Raw genomic sequence first — 12,824 nt, forward strand, 5'->3', positions numbered from 1 at the left:
AAAGGTTTATTATGAATATTACCATTATCACAGCTTGCCCTAGTGGCGTAGCAAACAGCATCATCGCCGCAGGCTTGTTAGAGCAAGCGACAAAAGCACTGGGTTGGAACGCCGCTATTGAATGTCAATCAAGCGTGCTACCTGACTCAACCGTATCGCAAGACACTATCGACAGCAGCGACGTTGTGGTTATCGCAGCCAACACCAACGTTGATAAAGCGCGCTTTGTCGGTAAGAAAGTGTACCAAGCAGCTATCTCTGAATGCACTGCGGATGCAAAAACATTCCTAGAGAAAGCGGTAGCAGAAGCAACAGTACTAGACGCATCTCAAGTTGAAAGCACTGTTGAAGTGACTGGTACCTCTCCAAACTCTTCTACAACAGCAAGCACAGGTAGCAAAAAAATCGTAGCGATTACCGCTTGCCCAACTGGTGTTGCACACACCTTTATGGCAGCTGAAGCGCTTGAAGCAGAAGGCAAACGCCTAGGTCACCAAATCAAAGTGGAAACTCGCGGCTCTGTAGGTGCGAAAAACCAACTGACAGACCAAGAAATCGCAGACGCTGATCTAGTTATCATCGCAGCAGACATCGACGTTCCTCTGGATCGTTTTAACGGCAAAGCGCTGTACAAAACTACAACAAGCCCTGCTTTGAAGAAAACAAAGCAAGAGATGGAAAAAGCATTCGCAGAAGCTAAACCATACCAACACACAGCGTCTTCAAATTCAGCGCCTGCTGACGAGAAGAAAGGCGTATACAAGCACCTGATGACAGGTGTATCTCACATGCTTCCTGTGGTTGTTGCGGGTGGTTTGATCATCGCACTCTCTTTCGTATTCGGTATCGAAGCGTTTAAAGAAGAAGGCACACTGGCAGCAGCACTGATGACTATCGGTGGTGGTTCTGCATTCGCACTGATGATTCCTGTTCTTGCTGGTTTCATTGCATTCTCGATTGCCGACCGTCCGGGTCTGGCTCCAGGTCTAATTGGCGGTATGCTGGCTAGCTCAACGGGCGCAGGTTTCCTAGGTGGTATCGCGGCAGGTTTCATTGCAGGTTACGCAGCGAAATTCATTGCCGACAAGGTTCAACTTCCACAGTCCATGGAAGCCCTCAAGCCAATCCTGATCATTCCGTTTATCGCGAGTTTGTTCACTGGTCTTGTGATGGTTTACATCGTAGGTGGTCCTGTTTCTGGCGTAATGAGCGCAATGACAGACTTCCTAAACAACATGGGTACGTCTAATGCGATTCTTCTAGGTGTGATTCTAGGCGCAATGATGTGTTTCGACCTTGGTGGTCCGGTAAACAAAGCCGCTTACACATTCGGTGTTGGTCTACTGGCTTCGCAAACTTACGCACCAATGGCGGCTATCATGGCAGCAGGTATGGTTCCAGCTCTAGGTATGGGCCTTGCGACTTTCCTAGTGAAAGACAAGTTTGAAGCAGGCGAGCGTGAAGCAGGTAAAGCATCATTCGTTCTTGGCCTATGTTTCATCTCTGAAGGTGCAATCCCATTCGCAGCGAAAGATCCAATGCGTGTTATCCCAGCTTGTATGGCAGGTGGTGCACTAACAGGTGCTCTATCAATGATGTTTGGTGCACAGCTAATGGCTCCACACGGCGGTCTATTCGTACTACTGATTCCTGGCGCTATCTCTCCAGTACTTATGTACCTAGTAGCGATTGCAGCAGGTACGCTAGTAACAGGCTTTGGCTACGCAGCACTTAAAAAGATGAGCGGCTCTAAAGTAACGGCAGAGGCTTAATCCCCCTACTCTGGTTAACGGTTCAGCCCGATAACCAGAGGCTCTTGATAACCGGTTTCTTGGTAAAACGGCTCCTTAAAACAAAGGCTCCTCATTTGAGGAGCCTTTTTATTGTTCATGTATTTTCCGGTCGGAATGAGTTAAGTGCAATATTGGTATATTTGATTAGCTAGTAAGCGTTTCTTCAAAGACACCCAATTCACGACCAAGCCAGATCGCTCGTACTGTGTGATCCAAAGTTTCTTCACCGCCAGTTACAGGGTGAATAAGCACCGACATATCACCGCGTTCTTGCTCAAGCCATTCAACAATGCCCGACTCTTTGTTCGCAAAGTGAATCTCAAACATTGGCATCTTATGTGGACCAACCAAACGCTGTATTAATGGGAAAACCTCTAATACATCTTTACGTTCCGCTAAAATTTTCTGACGCAGTGTTTCTGCTTGCTCTGCAAATCGCAGAGGGAAATAGATATGACCGTGGTACATGGCACCATCCTTTAGAATTATGATGCGAACAGTTTAACCTGCTTTCTCTAGCAAGGACAGTCAACCAATGGCAGCCAAAGTATTAAACATCATGTAGAAGACTGATCTAGCTGAAATTTCTAGAGCATTCCAACAAAAACGCCACACGTAGTTTCAGTGTGGCGTTTGTTTTTAAGCTATAAAATGCTTTAGCAATAATTAGCGTTAGTAAATTGAATCAACATTCAAAGGACTGTTGTTTGGTTTCTCTAGTTTTAATTGTTCAACCGCACTAAGACCTTTAGAGCTAATTCCGCCACTATAAGACTTAGAGCCATCAGCATTAGTCATGGACGTTTCGCCCACGTTCCAAACTTCAAAGAAGTCACTTAAGTCATAGTTTGAAACATAAGAAGCGCACACCATCATTAGGTCTCCACCAGAAAGCCCAGTCTCGCTAGCACTACAATAGTTCGTATTCGAGTCGCCTTCTCTATCACCTCGAGCTTTACGGTGCATAAGTTTGAACATGTTCCAGCCTTCATCTTCACCATACACATCAGATTGGCTTGCGCCGCGTGTATACCAATCATCAATTGCAAAGTTCGATTTTGCCCAGATTTTTAGCTGACCAAACATAACTAATCGTAAACCTGCATCACCATGTGACCACGCATGTTCATTATTAAGCTCTAGCCATTTAGGTGCTTTCTTAATATCCGATTTAATACGATCCATTTCAGGGTTTGCATTGCGCCCCTCTAACTCCTGCATATACAACGCAAGAAGGTTATTGGTCACTTCTGTACTACCAGCCGCAAGGAAAGGAGCTGATGCTAAGTTGTGACCAACTTCATGCCACAACAACCAATCGTTCACAGGGTTGGTTGGAATGTATGTCCGATTTGCGTTAAAGCTTGAATTCATCACTGGGTAGCCAGAGTGAGCAGCGCCAATCGAAATCTGCACGTCATTCACAAAACGATGGCGGAACGCATTCAGTTCTGGATAAGTGAACCTACGGTGTAAACCAGTGCTTTGTTTCTCATCACGCCCGTAGAAGTCACTTGCCGCTTCAGCGAATCGATTCATATCTGTTGCGAATTGGTTCAAATCAGCGGATTCTAGATTCCTGATTGGTGTAGTGTAAATAAATGAACCCGTATCGATTTCTGCAATTGGTGCGTCTGCCGATTGAATAGTGTTAATCCACTGTCCCTCTTTCCACCAAGCCGCTTTTAACGCGCCATCAATGCTAAACGAGACTTCACCAAGCTCTTTTACTTTCGGTTGAATGTAAATAAGGCCACCATATGGAACCTTGAAAGTTAAGCTCGAACCATTGTAGTCAAAGCTGGTTTGCATACGTGGAGGGCGTTTCAAACTCGTTTCGTGATTCGGCTTACCTGTAAGATCATCCGCGATCATCACAGTAATCGTAGCTGCCACGCCATCTTGAATGGTTACTTCTTGTAATTGAGGTGCCCACAGACCTGTCGATTGATTGTTTCCTGCCGAATACGTCACCGCTTTACCGTTGGTCTGAACCATTACCGTACTTGACGAAGATGCCCCCGAAGTTCGACCCGGATACATTGTGGTATCAACAACGATTTCATGATCCCAGAATGAGCGCCCCAACATAATACGAGTCAGAGGTTTCTCCATGTAATTTAATGGATAGCTAGGATTCAACTGCCCAGATAACTCACCTTCGCCATGAATCATTCCATTAGCGACTAACGACGCTTTTAGGTCAACAGGACACTGTGCATCCATTGTGTCTGTTTGATGTAAGTCTTCGGTATAACAGTTAAGGAACTGAACAGCCTGCTTGAACCCCAACTCATCTTGTATTTCTGTTTCAAAATGGTATGCGTTGTCATTCCACATCCAAACAGACAGGTTATCAAACGCTTGATTCAATTCGCTGTTAGACAGACGCTTACCTTGAGTACCTTTTGTTCTATAGTAAATTTCATGCTCATAAAGCGCCGTAAAGTTAGTGCCCAAGTTCGCCGCTTTAACCATGCTACCAACAACAGCTTCACTTACTTCATAGCGATCAAAGTCTGCGCGATGATAAGCACCACGAACAGTAACACCGTCTCCAGAACGAGTCTCAATACAGTTAAATTCATATTCATAATCGTTTGTACAAAGATCAGTTCCAACAAATGCAGATTGCAGTTCTTTGATCGCCGCTTCACGCTCTTCTGCCGATTCAACAAAGATACGTGCGGATTTTTTCTCCATTACTGTTACACCAGACGCATCAAGCACTGGCTTCCCTTCAGCGTCTAACTTAGTAACCTCATAAGTCGGGATCTCAAACTTAATCTTGGACTCATCTTTGATCCACTCAACCGTACCATCTTGATTTACCGTGAATGGAGGCTCTCCTTGGTTATCTTGAAAACGCTCAAGAACCACCATTTCCTTTTGACTCTTCACGTGAAGATTAGGATAAGGTGCTTGGCAGTAATAAGAGCTACCGCAGAAAGCTTGGTTTGTCGGGGTAACGTTTTCACCACCAAGAGATACACCTACGGCATCTGCCAAGCGTCCAACAGGTTCAGGATTAGTCGTTTGAATCGCATCCATAAACAAGATATTGCCACCGTCATTAACATAGTTAATAAGAGCCGTAATATCGTCTTGGTTTAAGTTCGGGTTATCCAAGTCAGCAACAAACTGGTTAGTCATGCCATCTTGAACCAACTTAGGTGGGTATGCCTGAAGGATCAAAATCGGCGTATTACTCGCATCCAAATCATCAAAGTCACCTGAACCACGCTTTTCTACTGACGCAAAACCATACTGAGGACTAACAAAAAACGTGTACTGCTTACCCATTGTGGAGTGGTGATAAGCCGAATAGGCTTGGTCAATATTGGTCACTGCATTCATCCCAGCAATAGGCAAACCATTATTGAACCACTCAAACAAGTTCGAGAAAAACAACCTCATGCTGCCTTGGTCATCATGTAGTAGGTTTTCAAACGTCGAAACAGTGCACTGTTGTTTGTTGCTGTCGATATGTAATGTGCGATTAGCCCAATAATTCTCTGGGCATGACAGAATACTTGGATATAAGCCATTGCCCATGAACACGACCTTACCTTTGCCTATCTCGCCTGCAGTAACGAATGGGAAACCATAAGTCGCGTTGTCTTCAGAGACTAAAGGAATCGGAGGCATCGAGATGCTTGGGTGTTGTGCGATGTAAGGCTTACCTTCACGAGTCCAAGCCTGTTGCTCACCAAAGTAAAGCTCACGGTTTTTATCAGTTCTTGGCATCACCACAGGGAATGCTCTGTTCGATATGTTCAGAGCTCGCATACCACGGGTATACCCCGTCGCACCGTAAAAGCTACCATTGTCATTGAAGACATGGAATTTGGTGACGTTGTGGAAGATTTGCTGCAGAGACTCTGTTACATACTGACCAGAATTCATAGATAAAACGGCAGGTTGACGAACATAATCCATAAACTGAGGCGTTTGGCGCAGCTGCTCATCAATGACTGCCGTTAACCCTTGGCTAAACTGACCAACAAACTCATTAGGAAGTTCGAAGTCTGTACCCTCTATCAGCCCCCCATTTGGCAGAGTTAGGTTGATCAACTCATTTATAACGTTAGGGTAATTTGAAAAGGTATCTTGGACTTCTTCAGATATCTCATAATAACTTACATGATCAACCGCATAGCGCTCTAGTAATGACTGGATATTCGCTTTCTCAACCACATTATTGGTCACATCAGACAATTTATAAGCAACCTGATTACCCGTAATGGAGCCAAACTCAAACGTATCAATACCAAAAACGATTCTGTCGCCCCACAGGTACTCAAAGACTCCCTCTTCATCCGTCACGCCCGTCGCGTTAGCCGAAAAGAAACTGATCCCAGAAATCGGCGTACCATTAGCGTCTGTAAGCTTACTGCGAGTTAACACCTTACCTTCAACACTTGGCTTATAAGCATAGGTAGACTCCGCGTCTGCAGAAACAAAACCAGCGTTAAGGTTATTGTCCGCATTAGGGTCAACCGCAGGAACAACAGTTGTGTCTACGTGTGAACTAGGAGCCTTACCTACTTCATCTGTAGACTCCTCTTCTTTCGATGAAAAGTACGCATCGACAGCATCTTGATCATCAAGCTGCGAGAACACATCCTCAATATCAAAAGCATCCAGCTCTTTTAGACAGATAGCACTTTCAGTCTCACAAACATCAATTGATTCGAGTACCTTGGTAACGTTGTCTCCATGTAATTCTGTCAACTCAAATGCCGCATGAAGCGCATCATTTGAAATCGTGCTTTCTGTGACTTCGGGGAAAGGAGCCGTGAAATCACCTAAAGTAAGGTGACCCAAGGTACAACTAAAACTCACGCCTTGTTTTACACTGAACGTTCCGTTTTCAAGATGAATGCCGTCACAGTACACATCTCCAGAAACAAACGCCCCGCTCGACAACAGTGAACCGATGTAAGTTGTTGGGGGAATAATGTCAGTCGGCGGAAGAATATCCGTTGGTGGAACAATATCTGTCGGAGGAAGAATGTCCGTTGGTGGTACAATATCTGTTGGAGGAGCCGTATCAGGGCCACCACTATAGCTTAGTGAGTCGTGATTACACCCTAAAAGAGCCGTGGATATGATAGCCAACGCAATTAAGTTTTTTTTCATTGAGCGAAGTTAATCGTAATTTAAAGTGGACCGTTATCTTATAGATTTACTCCACCTCGATGACTATTGTTTTTTGTCTTAACCACAAAGACCATTACTCATAAGCGATTGAATAAGAAAAACAAAATGATAATTGAGACTCTCATTCCAATTACAAAACCTCTCCCTACCTTAAAACGGAAAAACGCCATATCTCGATTGAGATATGGCGTTTCAATTAGCCATTAACATTAAGACCGATAGGGTATATCTGCCAAAAACACGTTCAAAAAAGAACTAAGGCTTAAGCTTTAAAACTCGATCAATGTCTTCCGCAGAGTGGCGCTCTGGTACTTGCTCCCACTCTTCGCCAAATGAACGATTAACCACTCGGCCGCGTTGGAAACCTTCACGCGCTTCTAGCTGCTTCGCCCAGCGCACAACGTTGGTGTAAGACTCAACTTGTAGAAATTCGGCTGCGTCGTAAATTTTGCCAAGTACTAAGTTACCGTACCAAGGCCAAATCGCGATATCTGCAATAGACAGCTCTTCACCCGCAACGAAAGTGCTGTTAGCAAGTTGCTTGTCTAACACATCTAGTTGACGCTTAGCTTCCATTGCGAAGCGGTTAATTGGGTACTCTTGCTTTTCATCCGCGTAAGCGTAGAAGTGACCAAAACCACCACCTAGGAATGGCGCAGAACCTTGTGCCCAGAACAACCAGTTAATGGTTTGTGTTCTTGCTGCCCCTTTTTTTGGTAAGAAGTGACCAAATTTTTCTGCTAGATGCATCAAGATAGATGCCGATTCGAATACATTCACGTCTTCGTCACCAGACTTGTCGACAAGTGCTGGTATTTTGGAGTTTGGATTCACGCCAACAAAGCCAGAAGAGAACTGATCAGCCTCACCAATGTTGATCAAGTACGCATCATATTCAGCTTCTTTAACACCCGCCGCTAACAACTCTTCCAGCAAGATAGTGACTTTTTGACCGTTAGGTGTGCCAAGAGAATACAATTGAAAAGCATGGTCACCAACAGGAAGCTCTTTATCAAAGCGAGCTCCAGATTCAGGACTATTGATGTTTGCCCACTTGTTACCACCAGCAGTATCGTTAACCCAAACTTTTGGCGGAGTGTATTGTTCTGACATGATATTTCCTTATTAATATAGGGTCTCACAAACTGATATTAGGTCACATGCCTGCGGTTAAAACCCCTGAATACGATTTATTTTCAAACTGTTAAGCATGGCTTATTCCAGAAAGACATAACCCGCTTAAGCGTTAGTGTGTAGAAGGTAAGTCTGTATTCAAACTTCAATCTAATATCGATAAGTCCACTGCATCATTTAGCAATGATTTTACGAACGACATACCGACAGCTTCAAGAAAGCTGTGATAAAATCGGGATATTACAATTGATAAGGATTTGGCAATGTCTTCTGATTTCACAGGTTCGAGTGCAGCGTATGCTCGCCAAGAGAAAGGCTACCGCGAAAAAGCACTAAAACTGTACCCTTGGGTTTGTGGTAAATGTGCGCGCGAATTTGTTTACTCAAACCTCCGAGAGCTTACCGTTCACCACGTGGATCACGACCATACAAACAACCCTGAAGATGGCAGCAACTGGGAGCTACTGTGCCTGTACTGTCACGATCATGAGCATTCAAAATACACTGACCATGAGCGTTATGGTGTGGATGCAAAAGCGAGTTTAGATGATCATCAGTCAGCGACACACAACCCGTTCGCCGATCTCGCTAAGATGATGAAGAAATAACACACCTTCAGAGTAGTCTTTGGTAGATGGTAACTGCTAGATAATAGATACATAACAAGTAACCCCAGTATGTCATCATACTGGGGTTTCTTTTATCTGCCGTCATAACCAAATAATAGAGTTCAGGTAGGCAGGATCAAAAAAGCCTTCCGAAGAAGGCTTTTTAAGAATCAAATCGAATTATGCTGCCGCTTGCTTGCGAGACTCTTCTACCTTCTTAGCGCGTTGTTTTAGCGTCAATTTATCGCGGTATGCAAACCAAACGTAAGACACAACCACTAAGAAGAACAGGTATGACAATGAGAAAATGAACGGCGATTGAATGATATCGTTCGAGATACCCCAAGAAACACCGATAACAGTCACTGCAATTTTCGCAAAAAAGCCACACATCAATAGCACTAATGCCAACTGTGGGAAACGCGTACTGCGGAATGCAAGCCAGTAGCAACTACCAACTGCTAGAGCCGCAACATAGAAGCCGAATAGGAAAGAGTGAATATGGTCAGCTGCCGCTACACCACCAGAAATTGACATCAATAAAATTAAAAACAGTTTCATAATACTCGCCTCACCATAAGTTGGAAACGCATCCTTTCAAATTTGGAATCTCAGTTTGCATACTATTTTCCCACTTTTTACGGACAACACAACCCCTCCAATCGAACAAAATGTAAGCAAAAGTACTAACAAAAATCACCCTTAACAATTGCTTAACATTCTGTTTTTAATAAAACTCCGTTACTCCTTGTCTCATATGAACAAAGCGCTGTTACGATTTATTTTGTTACACAAATTTAACCTTGGAAATTAATTAAAATTATTTGTAACTCTGTGATATCCGCACGCAATACGCGTCTATTCAAAAACCATCACCTCAAAATCCCTGAAATAATAAGAAGACAGAGCGAAAAAGAACAAAATAGAGAGGTGTTAAAAACATTTCAAAAACCAATGAAAAACAACTTATTAACAAATTGAATTTAATTTACCAAAAATGGAAAAAGAGATTCCAATCACATTTTAATTGGTTATAATCCGCGCTCTTTTGCGCTATCTGTTGATAAACGCAAACTAATTTTGAAGAAACAATCACAATAACCCGTCTTTAGTTAAGTGGCTCTCCACTAACCGATGACAAAACTGAGAATAAAAATGAGCAAGATTGATAAAGCAACACGTATCCTGCTAGCAGGCTTCTGTATCAACCTTTGTCTTGGCATCCTGTATGCTTGGAGTGTATTTAACAAAGCGCTAGTAACTGAAGCTGGTTGGAGTGCTGCTGAAGCATCTTCACCTTACGCTATTGCAACTATCACATTCTCTGTTTGTCTTCTTGTTGCGGGCATCCTACAAGACCGTATGGGTCCACGTAAGATCCTTATCCTAGGTACAGCGCTTACAGGCCTAGGTATGATTGCTTCTGGTTTCGCTACAACGCCTATGATGCTGAACATCACGTTCGGTATTATAACAGGTGCAGGTATCGGCTTCGGTTACGCATGTCTGTCTCCATCAGCAATGAAGTGGTTCCACTCTTCTAAGAAAGGTATGGTTAACGGTCTTATCGCAGCAGGCTTCGGTCTTGCGGCTATTTACCTAGCACCAGTAACTTCTGCGCTAATCGACAGCATGGGTATCCAAACTAGCTTTATGATTCTTGGTGTTGGTGTACTTGCAATCGCAGTACCTCTAGCAGCAACAATCAACAACCCACCAGCGGATTACACGCCAGCTGAGCCTAAAGTAAAAGCAGGCCAAGCTCCTAAAGCGGTTAAGAAGACTGAAGACCTAACTTGGAAAGTAATGCTGAAGACTCCTCAGTTCTACTCTCTATGGATCATGTACGCATTCGCTGCATCTGTTGGTCTAATGATCATCGGTAACATCACTACAATTGCTAGCGTTCAAGCTAACCTGCCAAACGCAGTTTACCTAGCGTCTATCCTTGCAGTATTCAACTCAGGCGGCCGTGTTGCTGCGGGTATGCTTGCAGATAAAATCGGTGGCGTACGTACTCTACTTCTAGCGTTCATCCTTCAAGGCGCGAACATGGCTCTATTCGCTACGTTCAACTCTGAATTCACGCTAATCATTGGTACGGCTATCGCAGCGGTTGGTTACGGTACGCTTCTAGCAGTATTCCCAACACTAACTGCTGAGTTCTACGGCCTGAAAAACTACGGTACTAACTACGGCGTGCTTTACACGGCATGGGGTATCGGCGGCGCTATCGGTGCAGCAGTTGTTGGCTTCTCAATGTCAAGCGGCGAAGGTTACGGCCTAGCTTACACAATCTCTGCAGTTATGATGGCAGTGTGTATTGTTCTAGCAATCATCACTAAACCAATCTCTGAAGCTAAAGTTGCTGAACTAAAAGCATCACAAGCTTAATCAACAGAAAAGATTGAATTTGTTACTGAAGAGCTTAACCTTAGGGTTAGGCTCTTTTTGTATCAAGCGACTTCTCCATTGACGACCGAAACCACTCTTCAGCTCTCCCCCACTTATTATCTCGACAACTTCAATCGACTGGTTGAACACGCTCAAACGCTCTACCCCGATCTTCTGAGTGATGATGAATGTCGTTGGTTGTCCGCATACAAACGTCTTTCTGTTTCAAGCCAATGCCTAATGGTTCGTTTGCTTTCTCGTAAAGGCCGTTGGTTTCGCAGCGATAAACTCAACTATGTTGAGATCCCAGATCTAAAGACCGTACTGCAAGAGCTAAACAGCTCAGGCTTCATTGGGTTGAGTCATCCCGAAGAACAGCATGACCTCGCCATTAGTGAGGTCGAGCTCGGGTTGCACTTGCTCACCAAACCAGAGCTGTTGAGTGTATTCCCCGCCCTTAAGAGCCATAGAAATGCCAAGAAAGACGAGCTGTTGTTACGGCTTGATCAGCAACCTTTTGATCAATTTCAAAACCTCTCTTTCGACTGTATTTACGTCATCGAATCTCAAGTGATTGATGTATTACTGTTGCTGTTCTTTGCCAACACCTATCAAGACTTAAGTCAGTTCGTGTTAAGCGACCTTGGGCTAAACACCTTTGAGAACTACCCATTAAGCAAGCAACACCGCTTCTTCACCTCTAGGGATCAGCTCAATCAATTAATCCAGATGCGCGATATTCAACGCTTGTATTCAGAAGGTGACCGCAAAGATGGCGAGTTTCTGGAACTGCTTTTAAATGCGATTCCTGAAGAATCAGAACACAGAAGTATTGCCAGAAAACGATCGCGTTTGATCAATGATATTGCTCGCGATCTTGAAAGGCTTAATCTAAACGACCAAGCTATCTTTTGGTTCAGACAATCTACACTTCCTCCGAGCAGAGAACGACTTGCACGCATCTATGATAAGCAAGGTACGCTAGACTTAATGTGTGACATTGTCACGCAAATGAAAGCTACTCCATCGGATGTGTCAGAGTTGGAAATCGCTATTAAGCTTGAAGACCGGCTGCTACGGAAACAGGGGCACAAAGTTTCACGAACCATAAAGCCGAGCTGCAAAGAGTTAAAACTGGAATTAGACCTCTGCCAAACTCGAGTCGAGCTTGCGGTAAAGCAGCATTTTGAGAACCAAGGTTGGGACGTCTACTTTTCAGAAAACAGTTTCCTGTGTGGCTTGTTTGGTTTGGCTTTGTGGGATGTCATTTTCGCAGACGTTGAAGGCGCCTTTATCAATCGTTACCAACATCGACCATTGGATCTGTACCATTCAGATTTCGTAGACAAGCGAGCCGAACAGATTGAAGCCGTGTTTCAGACGATATCCAAACATGGGCTGAACCATTTTCTTGATACTTACGATGAAAAGCAAGGTATCGCGAACCCCTTTGTTCATTGGAATTATTTTCCTAAGGCACTCATCGAACACGGCATGGCTTCAATTCCAAATGCCTTGGTTGTAGACCTCTTCAAAGTGATATTGAGTGACTTAAAGCTATTTAGAACTGGGATGCCGGATTTGATTGCGTTCAAGGGCGATGAGTTTCATTGGATTGAAGTCAAAGGCCCTGGCGATAAACTGCAAGACAACCAGTGGCGCTGGATCAAAGAGTTTGAGCGATTGTCTGTCCCCTTCTCTGTTTGTTACGTCAATCAATGAGTCTTAGCTC

General features: G+C 44.1%; 8 protein-coding genes. 4 read left to right on the forward strand and 4 right to left on the reverse strand.

The window, feature by feature from the left end; all coding sequences use genetic code 11:
• Positions 1 to 11: 11 nt before the first annotated feature.
• Positions 12 to 1,772 carry a PTS fructose transporter subunit IIBC gene (gene fruA / locus AB6D93_RS17825; protein WP_102332904.1) on the forward strand — a complete coding sequence of 587 codons (1,761 nt, stop codon included), beginning with the start codon at positions 12 to 14 and terminating at the stop codon, positions 1,770 to 1,772.
• Positions 1,773 to 1,937: 165 nt separating this feature from the next.
• Here the strand turns inward: fruA and AB6D93_RS17830 are convergent, their stop codons facing one another.
• The 3 genes from AB6D93_RS17830 to yghU all read right to left on the reverse strand — a co-directional run bounded on the left by AB6D93_RS17830 (position 1,938) and on the right by yghU (position 8,069).
• Entirely contained in the window at positions 1,938 to 2,261 is a 324-nt protein-coding gene (locus tag AB6D93_RS17830; RefSeq protein WP_017060873.1) for a DOPA 4,5-dioxygenase family protein, read from the reverse strand.
• A gap of 204 nt (positions 2,262 to 2,465) precedes the next feature.
• Positions 2,466 to 6,935, reverse strand: coding sequence for an SslE/AcfD family lipoprotein zinc metalloprotease (locus AB6D93_RS17835; protein ID WP_102332905.1), 4,470 nt, complete (start codon positions 6,933 to 6,935; stop codon positions 2,466 to 2,468).
• A gap of 276 nt (positions 6,936 to 7,211) precedes the next feature.
• A complete protein-coding gene (yghU, locus tag AB6D93_RS17840; RefSeq protein WP_102332906.1) occupies positions 7,212 to 8,069 on the reverse strand; it encodes a glutathione-dependent disulfide-bond oxidoreductase in 858 nt (285 codons plus the stop codon).
• Between the two features lie 284 nt (positions 8,070 to 8,353).
• Here yghU and AB6D93_RS17845 point away from each other — a divergent pair, with 284 nt between their 5' ends.
• Positions 8,354 to 8,698 carry a YajD family HNH nuclease gene (locus AB6D93_RS17845; protein WP_017060876.1) on the forward strand — a complete coding sequence of 115 codons (345 nt, stop codon included), beginning with the start codon at positions 8,354 to 8,356 and terminating at the stop codon, positions 8,696 to 8,698.
• Positions 8,699 to 8,878: 180 nt separating this feature from the next.
• On the opposite strand, the gene AB6D93_RS17850 is transcribed toward AB6D93_RS17845, so the two are convergent.
• Positions 8,879 to 9,259: a hypothetical protein gene (locus AB6D93_RS17850; protein ID WP_017064770.1), complete on the reverse strand. Its 381-nt coding sequence runs from the start codon at positions 9,257 to 9,259 to the stop codon at positions 8,879 to 8,881.
• 594 nt (positions 9,260 to 9,853) lie between these two features.
• Here AB6D93_RS17850 and AB6D93_RS17855 point away from each other — a divergent pair.
• Both AB6D93_RS17855 and AB6D93_RS17860 read left to right on the forward strand, forming a co-directional pair.
• Positions 9,854 to 11,092, forward strand: a complete 1,239-nt coding sequence (locus AB6D93_RS17855; RefSeq protein ID WP_102332907.1) for an OFA family MFS transporter — start codon at positions 9,854 to 9,856, stop codon at positions 11,090 to 11,092.
• Positions 11,093 to 11,149: 57 nt separating this feature from the next.
• Positions 11,150 to 12,814, forward strand: coding sequence for a VRR-NUC domain-containing protein (locus AB6D93_RS17860; RefSeq protein ID WP_102332908.1), 1,665 nt, complete (start codon positions 11,150 to 11,152; stop codon positions 12,812 to 12,814).
• Positions 12,815 to 12,824 lie beyond the last annotated feature (10 nt).

The sequence above is a fragment of the Vibrio sp. 10N.247.310.23 genome (assembly GCF_041467155.1).
In the GTDB taxonomy this organism is placed as follows: domain Bacteria; phylum Pseudomonadota; class Gammaproteobacteria; order Enterobacterales; family Vibrionaceae; genus Vibrio; species Vibrio crassostreae_C.